Source organism: Bradyrhizobium aeschynomenes (genome assembly GCF_013178945.1).
Classification (GTDB): Bacteria; Pseudomonadota; Alphaproteobacteria; order Rhizobiales; family Xanthobacteraceae; genus Bradyrhizobium; species Bradyrhizobium aeschynomenes.
This window is the reverse complement of the sequence record NZ_JABFDM010000007.1, coordinates 346,394-366,700: the sequence shown is the minus strand read 5'-3', so window position 1 is coordinate 366,700 and position 20,307 is coordinate 346,394. Positions and strand designations below refer to the sequence as shown.

The window sequence follows — 20,307 nt, the reverse complement described above, 5'->3', positions numbered from 1 at the left end:
GTAAGGAGTGTCCGCGCCATGATCTCGAGACGACGGTTTCTACGCACCGCGGCCACGGCGGCGGCCCTGCCACTGGTGCGGATGCCGGGGGCACGGGCCGAGCTGCGCACCATCCTCAACGACGCCAGCCGGCTCAATCCGACGCCCGTCGCCAAGCATGTTGTCATCAAGAAGCCGGCCACCGACGAGTTGATCGCGCGCCTCCGCGCCGAGCTGAAGGAGGCGGCGGCCGCGAGACGCCCGATGGCGGCGGCCGTCGCCCGGCATTCGATGGGCGGCCAGAGCCTGCCGCGCGACGGCACCGCCGTCACGCTCGACGGCGGCGCGATCGAGCTCGACACCACGGCGCGAACCTATCGCACTGCCGCCGGCAATCGCTGGTGGGACGTGATTGCCACGCTCGACGCCAAGGGCTTCTCACCGGCGGTGATGCAATCCAACAGCGATTTCGGCGTCGGCAGCACGTTCTGCGTCAATGCGCATGGCTGGCCGGTGCCGTACGGCCCGTTCGGCTCGACGGTGAAGTCGATCCGCATGCTGCTCGCCGACGGCACGCTGGTGCAATGCTCGCGCACCGAGAATGCCGAGTTGTTCGGCCTGGCAATGGGCGGCTATGGCCTGTTCGGGATCATCGTCGATCTCGAGGTCGAGATGGTGCCCAACGTCCTGCTCGAACCGCGCTTCGAGCGCATGACGCCGGACAGGTTCGCCGAGCGATTCATGCGCAGCGTCGACGGCGACGCCAATGTGAAGATGGCCTATGGCCGGATGTCGGTGTCGCGCAAGGCGTTCTTCGACGACGCGCTGCTCGTCACCTTCCGGCCGGTTCCCGATGCGCCGACGCCGCTGCCTGCGGTGACGAGCTCGGGCAAGCTCACGGGCGTCGCCAACACGATCTATCGTGCGCAGACCGGATGGGAGGTCGCCAAGGGCCTGCGCTGGTTCATGGAGACGCAGCTCGGCCCGGCCATCTCCGACGGTCGATACACCCGCAATTCGCTGATGGCCGAGCCGGTCGCCAACCTGGCGCAGAAGGACATGCACCGGACCGACATCCTGCATGAATATTTCGTGGCGCCCGAGCGCTTCGGCGAGTTCCTCACCGCATGCCGCGAGATCATTCCGAAGGCACGCGCCGAGTTCCTCAACGTCACCCTGCGCTACGTTGCCGAGGACAAGACGCCTGTGCTCAGCATCGCGCCGGTGCGACGGATCGCGGCGGTGATGTCGTTCTCGCAGTCGACCTCGCCCGAGGGCGAGATCGACATGATGCGCACGACGGAAGCCCTGATCGACCGCATCACCGCGATTGGCGGCGCATTCTATCTGCCCTATCGTCTGCATGCCCGCCGCGACCAGGTCGAGAAGGCCTATCCCGCCGTGGCACGCTTCGTCGCGGCGAAGCGCCAGTATGATCCGAACCTGTTGTTCCGCAACGCGATGTGGGACGCTTATTTCGCATGACCGCATCAGCCGACGGCTTCTCATTGGACCGTTACCGAATCGCCGCACTCGCCCTCGCCGCGGCGCTGTTGTTTGCGGCCGCCACGGACTACATCCCCGCCTTCATCGATGCGCAGGGGCGCGTGTTCGGCCTGTTCCAGCTCGACATCTACAAGGACGCCCTGCACGTCGTCTCCGGCCTCTGGGCGCTGGCCTCGATGCTGTCGCGCCGCAGCGCCGTGTTCTTCCTGCGTGTGTTCGGCACGCTGTACTTCATCGACGGCGTCATGGGCGTGTTCACCGGCTCGGGCTATCTCGACCTCTCGATCGTCATCGACGGCATCCGCAACACCTCACTGCTGGTGAAGGTGCTCTCCAGCCTGCCGCATCTCGCGCTCGGCGCGATCGGCATCGCGGTCGGCTGGTCACCCTGGGGGGCGAGACACGTCACAGCATGAGCCTGCGCCGTAAAATCCTCTATCTGACCGGCGCGCTGGCGGCCGCTGCGGCGCTCGGCATCACCGCGACGGTGATCAGCGTCGAGACGGTCTGCACCGCCGACGTCCCGACACCGGCGGTGACGTCGCAGTTCGGCATCACCGATCCCGGCTATGCCAGGTCGCAAGGCGACAGCTTCCTCACCTTCCCCGAATGGTACATCGTGCACGCCTACAGCGATCTCGCCGGCGTGACGGGGCAGACCTCCGAGTCCGACTTCCGCTATCTGTCGAGCATCGCCGGGTTCTGGCGCAGCCTGTGCCGGGCCACGCGGCAGGCCGAGGGCTCGGGGCCGGCGACCTCGGACCAGAAGCTGACGAACTACATCATCGGCTTCAGCTTCACCGCCGAAATGGCGCTGCAGGGCGCCTATGAGAAGAGCATCGGTGCGCTCACCGAGGAGACGACCGACGGCGTCAAGACCGCCGAGGACGCCTTCAATCTCGCTCTGCTGAAAGATTACGCGGCATTTCTCTATCAGACACCCTGGTATCGCTACCCCTTCGCCGCCAAGCTCGACCAGTTCTGGCGCGACACACCGTTCGTGCCGTCGGTGCGCTCGGTGGAACGGCGGTTCTCGCTCAGCCTGCAATATGCCGGCCGCGCGGCCTACGCGGCAGTCATCGGCTATGCGGCCGGCTATGACCCCGCGGTCCTGACGATCCGGAGCGTGGTGACGGGCCTGCCGGCCGCCGAACTCGCGGCGATGCCGGGCGTGAAGGTGATCCGGGAGGTGAGCGACGTGAAGGGCACCAAGGGCGTGCTGGTCGAGACCGCGCGCTACGCCAAGTTCGACGCGTTCGCCAAGGAGCTCCGGCGCCATGCCGGCGCCGCGCTCGCCGAAGTGGCCGGCAACCACCAGATCCTGGTCACGATCGTGGTCCCGCCGGGCGACGGACGGCTGGCAGCCTTCGATGGATTACCTATATTCAGCATCCCGATCCAGTCCCGTCCGGGCGCCCGCCGCATCGGCGTCGATGTGCCCGTGCGGTCGCTGGTTCAGGACATCGCTCGTTTCGAAGCTGCCGGATACAATTTCGAGCATGCCTACGACTACTGACCGGCTCCCATTGTCGACCGCCCTGCCCCTGCGGGGCCTGCTGGCGGTCGCCTTCGCCTGGTTCGCAGGCATGGCGGCCATGGCGCTGGTCATCAGGCCCGACGCGGTGGTCGTGTTCGGACCCGCGGACCGCATGATCCCGGTGGTCGTTGCATCCGATGGAGCCTTGCTCGACGCCGGGCGTTTCCACGTTGCGGCGAGAACGGGAACGGCGACGGTCGGCAGCCTCTATGCGGCCGGCGCCTGGCTGGTCTGGCCGATCCTCGGCAAGGGTTGCGGCCGCAGCTAGCGCCGAACGCGCCGGTCCTCTCCGCGCGATTGCGGAGGCCTCGGAACTGGCGCCGACGCTCAAAGATGTTAAGCTCGCGTTGACGCTGTGGCGAAGACGCGAAGATCACGCGACACGAAGCAGAGCCTGGTCGATGCCCCCCGGTTATCGACAGGGCAGGAGAAAGCAATGCCTTCTTTGACCGAATGGAAAGTGCCGTTCGCCTTCCAGCCTCGCGCCGAAGACTATCAATACGATCTCGATCAAGCCTTGGCCTCGATCGTGGGCCTGCACGCGATCATTCCGCCGGATGCCTTCAGCGCGGAAACGCTGGGCACCGAGCGGGCCGGCAATGCAGTGGTCATCGACGACGGGCTGGTGCTGACCGTCGGCTATCTGATCACCGAGGCCGAGTCGGTCTGGCTGCACCTCAATGACGGGCGCGTGGTCGAGGGCCATGTGCTCGGCTTCGATTTCGCCACCGGCTTCGGTCTCGTGCAGGCGCTCGGCCCGCTGGACCTGCCGGCACTCCCGCTCGGGTCTTCGGCGGCCACAAAGATCGGCGACCAGGTCGTGCTCGGCGGCGCCGGCGGCCGGACGCGATCGGTTGCGAGCCAGATCGTCGCGAAGCAGGAATTCGCCGGCTATTGGGAATACCTGCTCGACGAGGCCATCTTCACCCATCCCGCACACCCCAATTGGGGTGGCACCGGACTGCTTTCCGCCAAGGGCGAGCTGATCGGCATCGGCTCGCTGCAGCTCGAGCGTGAGCGCGACAACAAGGCCGAGCACGTCAACATGATCGTGCCGATCGATCTGTTGAAGCCGATCATCGACGATCTCAGGCGGTTCGGCCGCGTCAACAAGCCGGCCCGGCCCTGGCTCGGCATGTACGCGACCGAGGTCGACGACCGCGTGGTGGTGATCGGCGTCTCCAACAACGGGCCCGCCGCGCGCGCCGAGCTGAAGACAGGCGATATCATCCTCGGCATCAACGGCGACAAGGTCACGACCCAGAGCGGGTTCTATCGCAAGCTCTGGGCGCTCGGCGAAGCCGGCGTCGACGTGCCGCTCACGGTCCACCACGAGGGCGTCACATTCGACGTCACGGTGGCATCGACCGATCGCGCCAAGCTCTTGAAGGCGCCGCGGCTGCATTGAGCAGAACGCTGAGTTCAGCTCAGGCGATGACGTGCCAGGCTGCCACGACCTGGTCGTGCAGCTGTGCATCGCTCGGCAGCTGCGAAGCCGCGGTCGGATCGAACCCTGGATGCGTTTGGGAGTAGGTCGCCATCGCCTGCACCAGCTGCGAGACTTGCGTATCCAGCTCCAGACCACCCGCCTTGATCTCCTGCAGCTGATAGGAGCCGCCGAGAAACCAATCAGCCACGGTGACCTGCTGATGGCTGCCGAGAATGTCGATCTCCAGGTCGTTGCCCGATTTGACGAACCAGAAACTGTCGGCGGTGTAGGCGGTGCCGAAATCGAGCGTGCCGGTTGGCTTGGACAGCGAGGCGATGCCGTTGATGATGACGTCGTTGCCGTCGCCCGGCGCGTACAGATAGGTCGCGCCGACACCGCCGACCAGGATGTTGTCGCCGGCCCCGCCCTTCAGCACGTCGCTGCCCAGGCCACCGATCAAGAGGTCGTCATTGGCGGTGCCGAACAGCATGTCGTTGCCGCCGCCTGCGATCAGAAGTGCACCGTCCGACGCGGCAATCGTCGCCCCCGGCACCGGATCGATCGTCACGATCGTCGAGACATCGCTCAGCGCGGCGCTGAGCCAGTCTAGATTGTCGGTCTTGCCGCCCCAGAGCACGCTGATCGCCATGTCGATCAGGCCGGCATCCTCGCCGTCGAAGCCGGCAACGGCATCGATCAACGCGGTCTTGCCGACGATATCGACCGCCGATCCCGTGTCGGTGCGCGACCACAGATCGGACGACAGGTCCGCAACCAGCAGGTTGTTCGCAATATCCTGATACAGGATGCCGTGCTCGTGGCCGATCACGCCCGGCGTTGGCGAGGTCACCTCGTCGTGGTTCTGCGCCAGGAGCGCCGAATACTCCACCACGATCTCGGCCAGCGCCTTCTCGACGCCGCCGTTCTTCAGATAGGACGCCGCCGTCGCCGCACTGAAGCTGTTGCCCAGCATGTCGCCGCCGTTGAACAGTGCCTGCACGGCGCTGTTGCCATAGCCGCTCGCGTCGGTGACGGTCGAATAGGCGATCATGTCCTTCATCTTGTCGGATGGCGCGCCTTCACCGCCCACGCCCGCCGCCTGGATGCCGAGGGCCAAGGCGATCGCGTCATCCTCGAGCGGCGCCAGCAGCACGGCGGCCGCCTTCTTCCAGTCTTGCGCATCGTTGTCGCTGGCCCATTGCATCATCGTCAGCAGCGCGATCGAATGCAGGCTGACCGGATCGAGCCCGAGATCCGTCCCCGCACCGAGCACCGTCTTCTGCTCGGAAGAGATGCCGATCGCCGCATGCGCGATCGCCATCGCTCCGGCGATCGGCCCGAGTTGCAGCAGTGCAAGCGGCGCTTCCAGCACGGGCGCCGCGGCGCGCACATATTGCAGCACCTCGCCGGACACGGAGACCATGTGGATGTCGTTGAAGCGATCGACGGGATGAGAGGTCAGCGCGCCCCAGAAGCCGTGCAGCTGGTCGTAGCGGACTTCGGCGGCGAACTCGAACGGCATCGCGTCGTACGCGTAGGCCACCTTGTCGTTCAGCGCCGCAATGTAGCCGGCAAGACCGCCACCCAGCGAATGGCCGGTGAGCGACACGTTCGACGTCGTCGCCCATGTCTTGTAGTAGGCCTCGGCATCCGGAAACTGGGTCGGCCAGCCGGCAAGCCCCGCACCGCCGAGCCAGCCGGGAACGTCCGCGATCGTGTCGGTGCCGCGATAGGAGATGATTCGCGTCGACGGATCGCCGGCGAGCTGATAGGTCGCCGCTTCGAAATCGTCCGCAGTCGAGGTCACGCTGCCTGCCACCAGCTCATAACTGCCGATGCGATTGAAGTTGACCGCGAGCGTCGGATTGACGCCTCTGTTGTAGACGTCCATGGCGAGCACGGCGTTGATCAACGCGGCCGACGGCGACTTGCTCATGATGCGGATCCCCCTTCGCAGCCGGTCGGCGATTTCGTCCGCGCACCGTGCTCCATTCGGAACCCAGGCTCGGCTGCCGGCTTTCATGAAGTGCGACATCGCGCCAGTTTTTTGTCAATCGCGATTCGTCCACACGTGTATTCGCTGATCTTGCGCCTCTCGCGCGATCCGATCCGTCAATCGGCGCTGTCTTGCCGCATTGCCTGCCATGTGGTGCAGCAGAACGCCGCTTTACGCAGATTGAACAAGCGTTCGGAAAATGATCATTGCCCGCGGAGCCGATTTTGCGTTGCATGAGAGCGCTCGCAGGCCAGCGGGTGCCAGGCCCGCCCGACCAAGGAGACCCGCATGACCGAAGCGGTAGTGGACGACATTCTCATCATGTTGCCGCCGCTGCTGCAGACGCTCGAAGCTCTGTCCTACGTCGCGCGCTATCTGAACCCGCCGGATTTCGATCGCGTGATGGCCGACATCGGCGATCCCGAGCAGGCGCTGCGGACTGCGCGGACCCATCTCACGTCGTGGCCGGCCGACTTCGCCCATATCCGCATCGCCTTCGACACCGCAGCCGACGCGGCGCTGATGTCATTTGCGGGACTGCGGGCGGTCCAGCGCGGCGAAGGCGATCTGATCGACGTATTCAGGGCATTGCGGCAGCTGCCCCGCGCGCTGGAAGCGCTGTTTCCACTCGCCGCGACCCTGCCGCCGCTCAGCGAATTCTTCCTGGATCCCGCAGTCGGGAACGACCAGGCGCTGCGTCAACTGCTCGCGGCGACCTCCGGCAAGGACGCCGTGTTTCATGACCACAACGAGATCGGCAATCGCGGCGGCTTCTCGCTCTATGTTCCCGAGTACTACACGGCCGACCGGGCCTGGCCGCTGGTCATGGCGCTGCATGGCGGCAGCGGCAACGGACGCGACTTCCTGTGGAGCTGGCTGCGCGCGGCACGCAGCATGGGCGCCATCCTGGTTGCGCCGACCGCAGCGGGACCGACCTGGGCCTTGATGGGTGAGGACGCCGATACGCCGAACCTCGTTCGCATCCTCGATCTCGTGCGCAGCCGCGTGGCCGTCGATTCCGCGCGCATGCTGCTGACCGGCATGAGCGATGGCGGCACCTTCTGCTACGTCAGCGGGCTGGAGCGCCATTCGCCGTTCACCCATCTCGCGCCGGTGGCTGCAACGTTCCATCCGCTGATGGCGCAGATTGCCGACCGGGATCGGCTGCGCGGATTGCCGATTCAGATCGTCCACGGGCAGCTCGACTGGATGTTCCCGGTCGAGATCGCGCGGCACACGCAGGATGCGCTGGCGAAGTCTGGCGCCCGCATCGTCTATCGCGAGATCGACGATCTCAGCCATTGCTATCCGCGCGAGGTGAATGTCGATCTCTTGCGCTGGCTGATGAGCTGAAGCGGCCCTGCACATGACGGATGGGTAAGGTCGGCGACATAATCTCGACCGATTTTCTCCGCATTGATTGCAGCCTGGCCAAACAGCGGGGGCGCTGCTCAGGGCGGATGTGAAGCCGCCGAAGGATCGTTCATGCCCTCGCCCGCCGCGCCTCCCTCTTCGGCCCGCCCCAGCGCCGTCCTGCTCGCAGATGGTGTCAACCGCCTCGAGGTCACGCTCAAGCTCACCACGGCGATCCTGGCGGTCGCCGCCGGCGTCTACACCTATCTCGGCGTCCGCGAGCTGCTCAACGGCAGTGCCACCACGGTGTTCTTCGCAGCGGTGATCTATTCCGTCGCGGTCTCCGTCGGCATCTATGCCTTCTGGGTTTTCATGATGCAGTTCATGCCCCACGTGACCAGCGTGATGGGACGGCTGCTGATGGGCGGCTGCATGCTGTTGGGCTCGCTGATGATCGTCGCGATGTCGTCCTGGCTGAATGCCTCGGCGCTCGCCGGCGCCGCCGCGATTCAACAGCACCTCGCGATCACCGTGCAGAACTACACCCGCGACCTCGACCGGGCCAACAGCCAGGCAATCGCGGCGCAGAGCCTGCTGCCCGACATCCAGCTCGCCTCCTCGCGCTTCGCCAAGCTGGCGGAGGCCGAACGCGCCGGCTCTCTTACCGGGACTTCCGGCTCGGGGACCGTCGTCCAACTGCTCAGCCAGATGTCGACGCAGCTCGATGGCCTCGGACAGCAGGTGCAGGAGTCCGGCAAGCGTGTCTCCGGGCTGTATGAGCAGGGCAGCAAGAGCCTCGCCAAGATGCGCGAGCTGATCTCCGACCGGGGTCCGATCGCCACGCGGAGCGATGCCTTCGCCACCGAGTCGCTCAATTTGATGGGCATCATCGCCAATCTGCAGCAGACCTCGGTGGCTCCTGCCGTAAAGCGCGCCGCGACCTCGCTTTCCGCCGGCTTCATCGCGCCCGCCGCCGGCGGACGCAGCGGCGACCTGGCCGAGCGCCAGACCGCCGTGGTCGGCAAGGTCGAAGGCGCGATCGCGACGCAGGCGGCCTCGCTTGCCGACGCCGCCGACAAGATCCTGGCGCTGCCGCGCATCGAGCCGACCAGGTTTCAGACGCTATCGCCGGCAGAAGCGGTGCTGCGCTACGCCGGCGATTTCATCCCGAGCTGGGCGGGCGCGATCTCGATCGACCTGATGCCTGCCGTGCTGGTGCTGATTCTCTGCGTCGTGCATGCCGCGATCCGCCGCGAGGGCCTGCCCGCCGCGAGCGCCTCAAGCCTGACCGCCAGCGATCTCGTCACGGCCTTGCAGATCGCCCGCGAGGTCGAGGATGCACGGCGCGCCGCCGAGGCGCGTCCTATCGCTACGCCGCGCGAAGTCCCTGCCGAGCTCCCAGTTGAGCTGCAACCGGCGCACGCAACAGGCACCGTTGCGGACGAGAACGTCACCTCGCTGTCCTCGGCTCGGATAGGGAAGTAGCTCGTGGCTTCGGCGGTCAATCGACGTCTCCAAGCCTGGCTCGCCGACAATCCCGACGAGAGCCTGCTGCGCTGGACGTTCCGCGTCGTCCTTGCCGTGACCGTCGCGGTTCTTGCGGCTGACCTCGTCGAGCTGAATGAGCCGCGTGTCACATCCGACACCGCCTCGCCCCCGTTCGACGTGCATCGGGAGCATGCCGACGGACAGCCGGCGTCTCCTGCCGTGCTGGCGCCGCTGCTGAAGCGGCTGATGCCGCTGCCCAAGAGCGATCCTGCGCTCGAGCGGCCGCTTAGCCTCGAGCTGCGCGGCGGCGGCCGGCTCTATGCGACAGGCACGATCACGCCCGGCAGCGCGCGGACTTTCGCGGACGAGGTCGATCGGCACGGCGAATACATCAAGACCGTCGTACTGAACTCCCCCGGCGGCTCGGTCGCCGACGCGCTCGCGATGGGACGGCTGATCCGGGCGCGGAAATACGCCACCGAGGTCGAGGCCGGCAAGCATTGCGCCTCGTCGTGCCCGCTGGTGTTCGCCGGCGGCACCGAGCGACGCGCCGGCGAGCGCGCGATGATCGGCGTGCATCAGATCGCCGCGGTAAGGTCCGCCAATGCTGCCCGCTCGGACGACGACATGAGTCTCGCACAGAACGTCTCCGCGCGCTGCCAGCGGCACCTCGCGGACATGGGTGTCGATCTCAAGGTCTGGATGCATGCAATGGACACGCCGCATGACCAGCTGTTCACCTTCAAGCCCGACGAGCTCAAAGCGCTCAATCTGGTCACGTCGGCGCCGGAATCGCGTCCCGAAAAACCACGCACTTAGTTTGTCTGGTCCCGCTCGAACCTTCCGCTGCGACGGCGGAACCAAGCTACGGCGGCGGCGTTGTCGGCCGTCACACTGGAGAACATGATCATGCGGACATTCGTGGGAATGATCCTTGGTGCGCTCATTCTGGGATTTGGCGTCTACATCCACGATTCGATGCAGACCTCCGAGGTCGCCAATGGCCCGACAGCGCAGACGCGCCGGACCATCGTCAACTGGGACGTCGCCGCGGACAGCTGGAATTCGCTCAAGACCCGCGCGCACGACGATTGGGTTCGCATCTCGTCCAAGTAAGTCGTCCACGTAGGCGCAGCATTGCTGAAGTGAAGGCGCCTCGGCCGATGCCGGGGCGCCTTTTCCATGTGCGCCTATTTGGTGGCCATCGCCTTGCGCGCGTCGGCGATCACCTGCTCGAACTGCGGCATCGTGAGCACGCCGGGGACCCTGAACTTGCCGACGATGAAGGACGGGGTGCCGCGGAAGCGCAGCCCGCGCGCCTGGCTGTCGTTGCGCGCCAGCATCGCGCCGATCGCCTTCGCATTGGTCGCGAGATCCCGCCTGGCACGATCGACGTCGATGCCGGCTTCCGACAGCAGCTCCTCGATGCGCGGCTCGGTGAGCTTCGAGCTGACACCGATCAACGCATCATGCGCCCGCGCGTATTTGTCCTGGTACTTGCAGGCCAGCGCCATGCGCGCGGCCACCACCGACACGGGGCCGAGGATCGGCCACTCCTTCAGCACCCAGCGCACCTTGCCGTCGTCGTGGACGATCTGCTGCAGCTCGGGATCGAGCTTGCGGCAATACGGACAATTGTAGTCGAACCATTCGACGATCGCGATGTCGCCCTGCGGGTTGCCGAGCACCGGCGCATCCGGATCACGCAGCACCGCGGCCTCGTCGGGCTCATCGGCCTCTTCGGCATGGCCGGCGCGCGGCCACAGGGAAACGGCGGCGCCGGCGGCAAGAAGGCCAAGAAGCCCGCGCCGACCGGCATCGACCGTGGTCGTGTCCAATGTGCTGCGTGTCATCACGATCAGCTCCAGATGTGCAGCAGGCTGCGCGCCAGCATGTACAGCGCGACCGCCGCAATCACCGCCGAAAACACCATGTTCAATGCGCCGCGCCGCTCTGAGAGATGGCGCGCCAGGCGCGTGCCGGCAACTCCCCCGGCGATCCCGCCTGCGATGAACAATCCCGCAAGATCCCACGCCACGAGCCCGGACCAGGCGTAGCTCGCAGCCGTGGTCAGTCCGAACGTGGTCACGGCGACGAGCGACGAGCTCACCGCATTCATGATCGGCATCCCCGTCGCGGCCATCAGCGCCGGCACGATCAGAAAGCCGCCGCCGATGCCGAAGAAGCCGGACAGCGTGCCGGTCGCGAGACCGAAGCCGACGATCGCCGGCAGGTTGGCCATGCTCATCTTGACGTCGGGAATGCCGACGCGCGCCCGCGTCTTCAGCATCAGCATCGCGATGACCATCATGACCAGCGCGAACAGCGCCAGCAGCTTCTGGCCGTCGACCATCTTGCCGAGCAGCGAGCCCACGAAGGCGCCGACGATGCCGGCGGCCGCGAACAGCGCCGCGACCGGCCAGATCACGGTGCCGCCGCGCGCGTGGTTGACGAGATTGAGGGCGGCATTGGTGGCCACCGCAATCGCGCTCGATCCGATCGCAATATGCGGCTCCGGCACGCCGACGACATAGACCATCAGCGGCACCGCCAGCACCGATCCGCCGCCGCCGACGAGGCCCAGCGAGAAGCCGACCATCGCGCCGCTGAGCACGCCGAGGATGCTTTGAGTGGCAGACATCATGGCGGGGACAAGGTCATTTCCCGAACATGAACGCAAGCCCCAAGATCACCGGAGCAGCAATGCCGCCGCGGCCGGCGCCTGTTGCGAAGAGAGCGGCGGCCGGACGCATCGCGCGCCCGGCCGCCGACGACATCATCGCCAGCCCGCTCAGGCCGCGCCTTTCAGCTTCTTGGTGCATTCGCTGAAGTAGCCGCCGCCCTTCTGGATCCACTTCATGCCGCCATTGGCGTTGGTCGCCTTGTTGGCGTTGTACTGATCGACGCAGGTATGCATGCGGGCCTTGCCGGCGGTCTCCTTGGCGTATTTCGGATCCACGGCACTCGGGAACACGGCGGGACCGCTGGGCGCGGGAGCCGCCTCCTTCGCAGCGGACTTCGTCTCCTTCGCCGGCTTGGCCTCGGCGGCAGGCGCGGCTGGAGCCGCCGCGGCCGGGGCGGCGTCGCTGCCACACTGCGCCTTGCGGAAGTCGTTCCACTTCTGGCCGCCCAGCGTGCCGGCCTCCTTCGCCTGCTTGTATTTGGCGCTGCATTCCTGCGCGGTCAGCGCGTGGGCCGGCGCGGCGGCGAAGGCCGTGAGGCCGACCACGGCCAGCGCGGCGAGTGACGAACCAACCAGTGACGAACCAACCAATGATTTTGCCTGAAAACTCATCCCAGATCTCCCCGTGGAGCATGTTGAATGGGACGGTAATTCTAGCGAGGCGCCTGCGGCCGACAAAGCAGGCGGGAGCGTGGCTGCGCGAAAATATAATTTGCCTCGCGCGACGATCCGGCTCATTCCATTCACTCCGGGTTCAGCATGGCCGGACGTCGCGCCATGCCTTTCGTTCGAGGATTTCTGCATGACTTTCACTGCCCGGGCGGCTGCCGCGGCCGTCGCGACTGCCATCCTGCTGGCCGCGGGCCCGGCCTCGTCGCAACCCGGATTGACACTGCCGTCCCGCCCCGATGCCGCCACCGACAAGTTCGCCACCATGGACAAGACGGCGCGGCGGGCGATTTCCGTCGCCTGCTCCAAGGAAGCCGACGACCAGGGACTGAAGGGCAAGGCGCGCGGCAAATATCGCTCCGCCTGCAAGCGCGACAAGGCGGCGGCAGCTGCGGCCGCCGCGCCCGCGCCGACGCCGACGCCGGAGAAGCCGAAATGATCGGCAGCGGCGGGCGCCCGCACGCATGGCGCCTGCGCAATGCCGGGAATTGTTCGGAACGGCGGCTTTTGGCATAAGGCGCCGTGCGCCAGATCATCTCCTCCCTCCCCTTTGCTGCTCCGAACCGTGCCAAGACCCTGAGCGCGATCGAGACGCTCGCCCTCGGCACCGCCGGCGGCCTGATCTTCCTCGTCGCCCACCTGCCCGGCGGGCTGATCTCCGGGGCGATGATCGCCACCGCGATCGCCGCCATCGCCGGCCGTCCGCTGTCGATGCCGCCGATCCTCACCCAGACCGTGCTGCTGCTGCTCGGCATCTCGATCGGCGCGATCGTCTCGCGCGAGCTGATCACCCATGTCAGCGCCTATCCGGTCACGATCGCGCTGCTGGCGCTGGCGACCTTCTGCTCGACCTTCGGCTCCAGCTTCTATCTGCAGCGTGTCCATGGCTGGGACCGCACCTCGGCGCTGCTCGCCGGCAGCCCAGGCGCGCTGTCGCAGATCACGATGCTCGCGGTCGAGCGCGGGGCCGACCTGCCGGCGATCGCCGTGGTGCAGACGCTGCGCGTGATCATCCTGACCGCCGCCTTGCCGCTGGTGCTGGCGCTGGCCGGGGTGGCGCCGGCCGAGCAGATCTCGCTCGGCCAGGCCGAGGCCTCGCCGCTCGGCCTGCTCGCTCTGCTGGTGGCCTCGCTGGTTGCGGCCATGCTGATGCAGCTGATCAAGTTTCCGGCGAGCTGGCTGTTCGGCGCGATGGTCGCCAGCGGCATTCTGCACGGCGCCGACCTGGTCGAAGGCGGCCTGCCGGAATGGATGCGCGGCGTGGCGCTGATCGGCATCGGCGCCCTGATCGGCAGCCGCTTCGCGCGGATGCGGGTGAAGACCCTGGTCGGCCATCTCAGGGCTGCGCTCGGCTCGTTTGCGATCGCAGTCGCGATCTCCGCCGCCTTCGTCGCCGTCATCGTGCTGACGACGCATGTGCGTTTCTCCGACACCATCGTCGCCTTCGCGCCCGGCGCGATGGACGCGATGATGGCGCTGGCCCTGACGCTGCACATCGACCCGATCTTCGTCGGCGCCCATCACCTCTCGCGCTTCGTCTTCGTCACCATCGCCACCCCCGGGATCGTCCACCTGTTCGGCCGGCCGCAGGAGGATGTCGACGACTAAAGCGCGATGAGATCAGGATGAATCGTCATCGCGCTTTAGGTTGTTTGCGCATGATCTTTTCGGAAAACCGCTGCGCACTTTTCCGGATCATGCTTTAGGCGGCTCTCGTCTTGCGCGTGACGCCCCAGGCCGCGATCGCGGCGATCAAGAGCGAGATCAGCACGCTGTAGCCGGCAAGCGACAGGCCGAGGAAGCGGAACTGCACCTCGTCGCAGCGCACGACGTGGACGCTGTCCAGCCGCTCCAGCAGGTTGCCGGCACTGCCGAGATTGCCGATCGGCCCGGTGCATTCGGTCGGCCCCGGCCAGAAGCCCCATTCGACGCCCGAATGATAGACGCCGAGCCCGGCATTGCCGAGCGCCGCCAGTGCGACCAGGCCGAGGCCGGCGAGCACCAGCGCGCGCGGTGCGCCGCCCCTCGCCGCGAGCGCCAGCACGAGCCCGAGCGGCACGATCGCGTAATAGGCCCAGCGCTGCTTGAGGCAGAGCTCGCAGGGCTGCAGGCCCCAGACCAGCTGCATGTACCAGGCACCCGCCAGCGCCGCCGCCGCGATGCCGGCCGCGAGCAGCGCCGCCGTCACCGCCGGGCTCATGGCCCCCGCCGCCGGGCGCGCCATCACCGAGGTATTGCTCATCGATCCTCCCGAACGGGCTGCATCCGGTCCAATGCCGGGCCGTTCCGGCTCCTACTCCCGCCAGCGAAAGCTGTCGAGATGAGCCGCCATCACGTCCGTGCGGGTTGACCCTGCCCCGCTGCCCGCTATAGTCCGCCCGCTTCGCTTGGGTTCCTGCACAGGGCCACGGCGAATGCCCCTGTGGCGGAACTGGTAGACGCGCTCGACTCAAAATCGAGTTCCGCAAGGAGTGCTGGTTCGATTCCGGCCAGGGGCACCAACTGGGCTGTTCACGCCCGTTCTAAATCGTCCGCAAGCGTTCGCCCAGCGCTCGGAACCCCTTGAAAAATAGAGCTTTCCGCGTACATGGGTGTTCGTCACCGTTTGTTCTCATCCGACCCCAGCCGCCCGATTTGTTGGTATTTTTGTTGGTATCGTGTTGGTATCGGGAGAACAAACGTTCACGGTGACTTTCGCTATTCCGAACGAAGGAATGGAGCAGATGACCCGCAAGAACGATGTCGCGTGCGTCAATCCCAAGCAGATCAGAACCGACGTTGACTGCCGCGCTGCCCAACCGAGATTCGACAATGGCGCGTGGGGTGCCGCCAAGATTTCCGACGTAACCGGCGGCGGTCTCTACCTCTTCGTCACACCCGACGACAATAAACCCGGCCATGCTGCCTCCAAGCTCTGGCGGATGGCCTACCGCTTCTCCGGTCGCCAGAAAACCTACTCCATCGGGCCTTACGGCAACGGAAAGAACGGCACGTTCTCACTCGCCGACGCACGTCACGAGCGCGACAAGGCCAAAAACCTGCTCAAGGACGGCAAAGACCCGAGCACCGAGAAACAGCTCGATAAGCACAGGCAAGCGGCCGCTCGACCTTTCGGGCTATGGGCTGACGAGTGGCTCGCGAAGAAAAAGGTGGAGAAAGTCAAGCGCGGCAGAATCGTTGCGGTGCGCGACCCAAAGACAATCGAGGTCCTTGAGCTGCGCGTCCGCTACGTCAAGGCCCGCTTTGGCAAGCTGTGCAGGCAGGACATCAAGCGTCCGGACGTGCTCGCTTTCCTGCGTTCATACGAAGCCAAGGGAAAGCTGGAAACCCGCGACCGCGTGCGCAGCATCGGTGCGCAAATCTGCGACTATGCCGACGTCGAAGGCGACGGCTACAATCCATTCCGTAATCTGAATGGGAAGCTGATTGCCAACATTTCGACGCCGCGTCCCGGCGTAACTGAGCCACGCGATGTGACGCGCGTCTTCAAGCTCATCAGCGCACCGTGGGCGAGAGGGAGGTTTGGCGACATTGTTGGCCTTGCCTTGCGCTTCGATGCGCTGACCATACCTCGCCCCGGCATGGTCAATGAAATGGAGTGGAGCGAGGTCGATTGGGACACCGAACGCTGGACTGTTCCAGCCACCAAGATGAAGACCGGTTGGGACCATGTCGTGCCCTTGTCACGACAGGCACTCGCAATCCTGCGGAGCGTCCAAAAGCTGACCGGCCATCGCCAGTACGTTTTTTCCTGCTCAAAGGATGCCCCGCTATCGAACAACACGCTCAACAAGCGCTTGCGGCTGCTTGGCATTGACACCAAGACTGATCATTGCGCCCACGGCTTCCGGACCACCTTCTCGACCCTGTCCCACCACGAAGAGATCAAGGAGGCCAAGGCATGGGATGGCGATGTCGTCGAGCTGCAGCTCGCGCATCTCGATAGTTCGACCGTGGAAGGGCTCTACAAGAAACACGGACCGCTCGCGCTGATCGGCTCGCGCACGAAGCTGATGCAGCACTGGGCTGATCGTATCGACCACTGGCTCGATCCCAAGAAGGTGGTGCCGATCAAGCTCGGCACGCAGGGCTGAGTCATGTATCTTCGTGCGCGGTTGATGCTGTCCGTTCGATTCCTTGCGAAGATCAAGTGACAGTTCTCAGCAGAGTGCTGGGTCAAAACTGGCCTGCTATCCTCATGACCGCGCCACTTGGCCAAAGGAAAGACCTGACTGCCGGCTAGAGAACGACCGCTGAACCGCAAGCAGCTCGAAGAGGAATATTCTTTGGTTGCTCACGCAAGATCAGTCAGTGCGAGCTACTACATCTCAACGATCGCGTATCTTCTGGATTGTACGCTTCGGCGACATCATTGAGCAGCTCAGCGATACAGCCGCCAAGAGCATCGACCAGGTGCTGGACACCCTGCCCAAGGATTTCCCCAACAAGATCGCAGACTCGGTCGCTGACGGCGCGAAGCGTCGCATCGCCACATTGTCTACAGCCAAAGACCGGCCGGATTGAAGCGTCACCTCGCATCGGATACCGATATCGCCGAAGCAGCCGCCATCTCGAGAACGGCCCAAGCCAGCGCGCCGCGCGGCCTGCTTTTGACCGCTTGCGATCGCTTCCGGCGACGAATCTTGCGAATACTCAAACCGAACGGGCGGACGAGCGCAGACGCTCACTTACTTCGTGCTGCCCAACATCAGCCCCTCAACGAACCAGCGCTGCGCGGCAAGAAAAGCAATGAGGAGCGGAGCCAGAATGATGGCCGCGCCGGCCATGAGAGGCCCATAGTCAGACCCCGCCTCCTCATTGCGGAAAGTGATCACGCCGAGCGCCGGCGGCATCAGCTCTTCCGTGCGGATCGCAATCAATGGCCAGAACAGATCGTTCCAATGGCTGGTGATCGAGAGAATGCTGAAGGCGATGACCGCCGGGCGGGCAAGCGGCAGCATGATCTGGAACACGATGCCGAGCTCCGAATAACCGTCGAGACGAGCCGCATGCATCAGGTCATCCGATGTCGACTTGAAGAACTGCCGGAACAAAAAAATGCCGAACGGTGACACGATGAACGGCAGCACCAGCGCGGCGTAGCTGTCCAGGATCCCGAGCTTCCAGCACAGGACGAACAGCGGCAAAGCCAGCACCTGATGGGGCAGCAGCAGGCCCACAAGAACGAGCGCAAAAATCGCGTCTCGCCCCCTGAACTGCAGCTTCGCCAAGGCATAAGCGATCGGCGCGCAGATCAGAATCTGGCACAGCAGGATCGTCAGGCACACGATAACACCGTTGCTGAGAAAGCGTGGCAGCGGTGCAACAGTGAGTGCGCGCATGTAGTTCTCAGCGGCATACCACTGCTCGGGCAGCAACGAAAACGAAGCACGAAAGATCTCGCCCGGCGGCTTGAGCGAAAGCGAGACCATCCACACCAAGGGGCCGAGCAGTAGCGCAGCGCTGCTCAATAGCAGCAGGTGGCGAGCCATGGCAGTCCACCATGATAAGCGCCCCGCTCTCACTGGTAGTGAACCCGCTTGTCGAGAACGAATACCTGTAGCAGGGTCAGGCCGATCACGATCAGCAGAAAGACGACCGAGACCGCCGCGCCGTAGCCTGTACGGAGGTACTCGAAGCTTTCGACGTAGAGGGTATAGAGCAGCATCTCGGACGCCTTGCCAGGGCCGCCCTGGGTGAGAACCTTGATGATGTCGAAGACTTCGAAGGCCCGCAACGCCACGACCACGAGCGCGAACATCGCAATCGGACCAAGCAGAGGCAGGGTGACGGTCGCAAGACGTGACAACGGGCCGTCGGCCCCGTCGACCTCGGCTGCATCATAGAGATCCGAAGGGATAGTCTTCAGGCCGGCAAGAAACAGCAGCATCGCATAACCGAGGTTCTTCCACACGAAGATCGCGCCCAGAACGGGGAGCACTGTATTCTCGTCCCTTAGCCAGTTGGTGTCTTGAACTCCGAATGACCTCAAGATCTGGTTGAGGAGCCCTATCGTGGGGTGAAGCAGAGACTCCCATGCGATCGCGGCCGCGGCCATCGTGGCCATGAAAGGCAGAAAGTGGACAGCACGATAGAACGCGCGAAAGCCCGATTCCGCCTCGATGAGCAGAGCCACGATGAGCCCCAGGCCGACCGTCACGGGCACGCAGACCGACACGAACGCTAATGTGTTGATCATCGAGTGCCAGAAGTCGGCGTCCTGCCAAAGCAGTTCGAAGTTCCTGAGCCCGACAAAGCTGAAACTCTTCGCCCCGAGCTGCCAATCCGTCGCGGCGATGGCAAACACCGCGATGGCCGGCAGAATGAACAAAATAAAAAGAAGCAGAATTCCCGGCCCCGCCAGCATCACCGCCGTCTGCCGGTCCCGTGTCCGGCGGCGCCCGATGGCACTGATGGCGGCATTGTGCCCGACTGAGCGTCTATACGGCACGATCGTCACGCGCTGCTCCTTGCGATCAAGATCTCGGTCGCATCGCACGGCCTTTTTCGCAATCTTCGACCCGCGGCATCGAACACGAGCATATCCTTGGGCTCCGCTTGCAACGCAATCGTTGCACCTGGCGCAAGATCTGGTCCGTCATGAGGATGGGTTCGAACGATCAGTGGACGCTCAGTGCGCGCAATGTCGATGTGGACGTACCGGTCGGCGCCGAGATGCTCTACAAGTCGGATGCGGCCGGCGATTGAACCAGCTGTCCCTTCATTGCAGATTGACAGCCTCTCCGGGCGGAATCCGATCGTCACGCCATCGAGGTTTCCGGCATCGCCGGCCCACCTGACCGCGGACGCGAGCCACTCGCTCAGGGCAGTGGCTTGCACAAGATTGATCGAGGGGGAGCCGACGAAAGCCGCGACATTGACGTGGTCGGGGTCATTGTAGAGAACCTGGGGTGGCGCAATCTGAACCAGCTCGCCGTCGATCATCAGGTCGACCCTGTCCGACAAGGTCATCGCTTCCGCCTGATCATGCGTCACGTAGACGAAGGTGACGCCGAGCTTGGCATGCAGCTCCTTGATCTCGGCTCTCATGGAGACGCGGAGCTTCGCGTCCAGGTTCGACAGCGGCTCGTCCATCAGGAACACTGCGGGCTGCCGAACCATGGCGCGGCCGACGGCCACGCGCTGCCGCTGGCCTCCTGACAATTGTCCGGGCTTGCGCGCGAGCAGCGGCTCGATCCCAAGCGCGAGAGCCACCTTGCGGACATCCGCGGCGATGCTGGCGCGCATCCGCTCCGTCCCCGGGGCCAATCGTCCGACCAGGGGCATCCGCTGCAGAGCACCCAGCCTGCGCATGACGAGCGGTACAGCCATGTTCCGTTCGACCGTCATATGCGGGTAGAGCGCATAGGACTGAAACACCATGGCAACATCCCGCGCCTTGGGCGGCAGGCCATCGACGGCGCGATCTCCGATGCGGACGGATCCTTCGTCCTGCAGCTCGAGGCCTGCGATGATGCGCAGCAAGGTGGATTTGCCACAGCCGGATGGGCCGACCAGCGTCAGAAACTCTCCATCGCGGATGTCGAGCGAGATACGCTTGAGGACGCGAGTACGGCCGAAAGACTTGCCGATACCGTCGAGGCTTATCGAGGCCATCGCGCGGCCTCTCCCCTGACCAGGAGGTAAAGAGTCTTCGGCACGCGGCA

The 20,307-nt window shown here is 65.1% G+C and carries 21 protein-coding genes and 1 tRNA gene; 14 read left to right on the top strand and 8 right to left on the bottom strand.

The annotated features are described in order from the left end of the window. The first annotated feature begins 18 nt into the window (after window positions 1-18). From HL666_RS22090 to HL666_RS22070, 5 genes are all read left to right on the top strand, one after another. The gene (locus HL666_RS22090; protein ID WP_172131174.1) at window positions 19-1,464 is read left to right on the top strand and encodes an FAD-binding oxidoreductase; all 1,446 of its coding nucleotides are present in this window, start codon (window positions 19-21) and stop codon (window positions 1,462-1,464) included. After that, window positions 1,461-1,901, top strand: coding sequence for a DUF4383 domain-containing protein (locus HL666_RS22085; protein WP_172111375.1), 441 nt, complete (start codon window positions 1,461-1,463; stop codon window positions 1,899-1,901). Before HL666_RS22090 ends, HL666_RS22085 begins: the two co-directional genes overlap by 4 nt. Beyond that, entirely contained in the window at window positions 1,898-3,001 is a 1,104-nt protein-coding gene (locus tag HL666_RS22080; RefSeq protein ID WP_172111376.1) for a hypothetical protein, read from the top strand. The genes HL666_RS22085 and HL666_RS22080 overlap by 4 nt, the downstream gene beginning before the upstream one ends. Next, window positions 2,985-3,290 (top strand): hypothetical protein, encoded by a 306-nt coding sequence (locus tag HL666_RS22075; RefSeq protein WP_172131176.1) that lies wholly within the window; start codon window positions 2,985-2,987, stop codon window positions 3,288-3,290. The genes HL666_RS22080 and HL666_RS22075 overlap by 17 nt, the downstream gene beginning before the upstream one ends. Before the next feature lie 168 nt (window positions 3,291-3,458). Then, window positions 3,459-4,430 (top strand): S1C family serine protease, encoded by a 972-nt coding sequence (locus tag HL666_RS22070; RefSeq protein ID WP_172111378.1) that lies wholly within the window; start codon window positions 3,459-3,461, stop codon window positions 4,428-4,430. A gap of 19 nt (window positions 4,431-4,449) precedes the next feature. Here HL666_RS22070 and HL666_RS22065 read toward each other — a convergent pair whose 3' ends face one another. Continuing rightward, on the bottom strand, window positions 4,450-6,387 hold the full coding sequence (locus tag HL666_RS22065; RefSeq protein WP_172183592.1) for a Tle-like phospholipase domain-containing protein: 1,938 nt from the start codon (window positions 6,385-6,387) through the stop codon (window positions 4,450-4,452). A 348-nt stretch (window positions 6,388-6,735) separates the two neighbouring features. Between HL666_RS22065 and HL666_RS22060 the strand changes: the two genes are divergently transcribed. The 4 genes from HL666_RS22060 (at window position 6,736) to HL666_RS22045 (ending at window position 10,404) form a co-directional block, all read left to right on the top strand. Beyond that, entirely contained in the window at window positions 6,736-7,800 is a 1,065-nt protein-coding gene (locus tag HL666_RS22060) for an alpha/beta hydrolase family protein (RefSeq protein ID WP_172131178.1), read from the top strand. 132 nt (window positions 7,801-7,932) lie between these two features. Beyond that, window positions 7,933-9,285 (top strand): hypothetical protein, encoded by a 1,353-nt coding sequence (locus HL666_RS22055; RefSeq protein WP_172111381.1) that lies wholly within the window; start codon window positions 7,933-7,935, stop codon window positions 9,283-9,285. Between the two features lie 3 nt (window positions 9,286-9,288). Then, window positions 9,289-10,107 (top strand): COG3904 family protein, encoded by an 819-nt coding sequence (locus HL666_RS22050; RefSeq protein ID WP_172183590.1) that lies wholly within the window; start codon window positions 9,289-9,291, stop codon window positions 10,105-10,107. A 90-nt stretch (window positions 10,108-10,197) separates the two neighbouring features. Further along, a complete protein-coding gene (locus HL666_RS22045; protein ID WP_172111383.1) occupies window positions 10,198-10,404 on the top strand; it encodes a hypothetical protein in 207 nt (68 codons plus the stop codon). Between the two features lie 74 nt (window positions 10,405-10,478). Here HL666_RS22045 and HL666_RS22040 read toward each other — a convergent pair whose 3' ends face one another. The 3 genes from HL666_RS22040 to HL666_RS22030 form a co-directional block, all read right to left on the bottom strand. Next, complete coding sequence (locus HL666_RS22040; RefSeq protein WP_172183589.1) at window positions 10,479-11,141, bottom strand: DsbA family protein; 663 nt, start codon at window positions 11,139-11,141, stop codon at window positions 10,479-10,481. A 5-nt stretch (window positions 11,142-11,146) separates the two neighbouring features. Next, window positions 11,147-11,932, bottom strand: a complete 786-nt coding sequence (locus HL666_RS22035; protein WP_172183587.1) for a sulfite exporter TauE/SafE family protein — start codon at window positions 11,930-11,932, stop codon at window positions 11,147-11,149. A gap of 147 nt (window positions 11,933-12,079) precedes the next feature. Further along, window positions 12,080-12,583, bottom strand: coding sequence for a hypothetical protein (locus HL666_RS22030; RefSeq protein WP_172111386.1), 504 nt, complete (start codon window positions 12,581-12,583; stop codon window positions 12,080-12,082). A gap of 190 nt (window positions 12,584-12,773) precedes the next feature. Between HL666_RS22030 and HL666_RS22025 the strand changes: the two genes are divergently transcribed. Both HL666_RS22025 and HL666_RS22020 read left to right on the top strand, forming a co-directional pair. Beyond that, window positions 12,774-13,079 (top strand): hypothetical protein, encoded by a 306-nt coding sequence (locus HL666_RS22025; RefSeq protein WP_172183586.1) that lies wholly within the window; start codon window positions 12,774-12,776, stop codon window positions 13,077-13,079. 83 nt (window positions 13,080-13,162) lie between these two features. Next, the gene (locus tag HL666_RS22020) at window positions 13,163-14,248 is read left to right on the top strand and encodes an AbrB family protein (RefSeq protein WP_172111388.1); all 1,086 of its coding nucleotides are present in this window, start codon (window positions 13,163-13,165) and stop codon (window positions 14,246-14,248) included. Window positions 14,249-14,342: 94 nt separating this feature from the next. Here HL666_RS22020 and HL666_RS22015 read toward each other — a convergent pair whose 3' ends face one another. Next, on the bottom strand, window positions 14,343-14,882 hold the full coding sequence (locus tag HL666_RS22015) for a disulfide bond formation protein B (RefSeq protein ID WP_246739168.1): 540 nt from the start codon (window positions 14,880-14,882) through the stop codon (window positions 14,343-14,345). Between the two features lie 174 nt (window positions 14,883-15,056). Here HL666_RS22015 and HL666_RS22010 point away from each other — a divergent pair. From HL666_RS22010 to HL666_RS22000, 3 genes are all read left to right on the top strand, one after another. Beyond that, window positions 15,057-15,141, top strand: a tRNA-Leu gene (locus tag HL666_RS22010). A gap of 222 nt (window positions 15,142-15,363) precedes the next feature. Then, complete coding sequence (locus HL666_RS22005) at window positions 15,364-16,734, top strand: tyrosine-type recombinase/integrase (RefSeq protein ID WP_172111389.1); 1,371 nt, start codon at window positions 15,364-15,366, stop codon at window positions 16,732-16,734. 196 nt (window positions 16,735-16,930) lie between these two features. Next, window positions 16,931-17,164, top strand: a complete 234-nt coding sequence (locus tag HL666_RS22000; protein WP_172183584.1) for a hypothetical protein — start codon at window positions 16,931-16,933, stop codon at window positions 17,162-17,164. Between the two features lie 164 nt (window positions 17,165-17,328). On the opposite strand, the gene HL666_RS21995 is transcribed toward HL666_RS22000, so the two are convergent. Genes HL666_RS21995 through HL666_RS21985 form a run of 3 tightly spaced genes read right to left on the bottom strand, consistent with a single transcriptional unit; the run spans window position 17,329 to window position 20,257 of the window. After that, window positions 17,329-18,132: a carbohydrate ABC transporter permease gene (locus HL666_RS21995; RefSeq protein ID WP_172183583.1), complete on the bottom strand. Its 804-nt coding sequence runs from the start codon at window positions 18,130-18,132 to the stop codon at window positions 17,329-17,331. A 29-nt stretch (window positions 18,133-18,161) separates the two neighbouring features. Next, window positions 18,162-19,100 carry a carbohydrate ABC transporter permease gene (locus tag HL666_RS21990; RefSeq protein ID WP_311976139.1) on the bottom strand — a complete coding sequence of 313 codons (939 nt, stop codon included), beginning with the start codon at window positions 19,098-19,100 and terminating at the stop codon, window positions 18,162-18,164. Continuing rightward, window positions 19,097-20,257 carry an ABC transporter ATP-binding protein gene (locus HL666_RS21985; RefSeq protein WP_172183581.1) on the bottom strand — a complete coding sequence of 387 codons (1,161 nt, stop codon included), beginning with the start codon at window positions 20,255-20,257 and terminating at the stop codon, window positions 19,097-19,099. The genes HL666_RS21990 and HL666_RS21985 overlap by 4 nt, the downstream gene beginning before the upstream one ends. Window positions 20,258-20,307: the final 50 nt, after the last annotated feature.

Coding starts and splice junctions, on each gene's coding strand:
- HL666_RS22090 (WP_172131174.1), top strand. CDS start 19: ATGATCTCGAGACGACGGTTTCTACGCACCGCGGCCACGGCGGCGGCC.
- HL666_RS22085 (WP_172111375.1), top strand. CDS start 1,461: ATGACCGCATCAGCCGACGGCTTCTCATTGGACCGTTACCGAATCGCC.
- HL666_RS22080 (WP_172111376.1), top strand. CDS start 1,898: ATGAGCCTGCGCCGTAAAATCCTCTATCTGACCGGCGCGCTGGCGGCC.
- HL666_RS22075 (WP_172131176.1), top strand. CDS start 2,985: ATGCCTACGACTACTGACCGGCTCCCATTGTCGACCGCCCTGCCCCTG.
- HL666_RS22070 (WP_172111378.1), top strand. CDS start 3,459: ATGCCTTCTTTGACCGAATGGAAAGTGCCGTTCGCCTTCCAGCCTCGC.
- HL666_RS22065 (WP_172183592.1), bottom strand. CDS start 6,387: ATGAGCAAGTCGCCGTCGGCCGCGTTGATCAACGCCGTGCTCGCCATG.
- HL666_RS22060 (WP_172131178.1), top strand. CDS start 6,736: ATGACCGAAGCGGTAGTGGACGACATTCTCATCATGTTGCCGCCGCTG.
- HL666_RS22055 (WP_172111381.1), top strand. CDS start 7,933: ATGCCCTCGCCCGCCGCGCCTCCCTCTTCGGCCCGCCCCAGCGCCGTC.
- HL666_RS22045 (WP_172111383.1), top strand. CDS start 10,198: ATGCGGACATTCGTGGGAATGATCCTTGGTGCGCTCATTCTGGGATTT.
- HL666_RS22040 (WP_172183589.1), bottom strand. CDS start 11,141: ATGACACGCAGCACATTGGACACGACCACGGTCGATGCCGGTCGGCGC.
- HL666_RS22035 (WP_172183587.1), bottom strand. CDS start 11,932: ATGATGTCTGCCACTCAAAGCATCCTCGGCGTGCTCAGCGGCGCGATG.
- HL666_RS22030 (WP_172111386.1), bottom strand. CDS start 12,583: ATGAGTTTTCAGGCAAAATCATTGGTTGGTTCGTCACTGGTTGGTTCG.
- HL666_RS22025 (WP_172183586.1), top strand. CDS start 12,774: ATGACTTTCACTGCCCGGGCGGCTGCCGCGGCCGTCGCGACTGCCATC.
- HL666_RS22015 (WP_246739168.1), bottom strand. CDS start 14,882: ATGAGCAATACCTCGGTGATGGCGCGCCCGGCGGCGGGGGCCATGAGC.
- HL666_RS22005 (WP_172111389.1), top strand. CDS start 15,364: ATGACCCGCAAGAACGATGTCGCGTGCGTCAATCCCAAGCAGATCAGA.
- HL666_RS21995 (WP_172183583.1), bottom strand. CDS start 18,132: ATGGCTCGCCACCTGCTGCTATTGAGCAGCGCTGCGCTACTGCTCGGC.
- HL666_RS21985 (WP_172183581.1), bottom strand. CDS start 20,257: ATGGCCTCGATAAGCCTCGACGGTATCGGCAAGTCTTTCGGCCGTACT.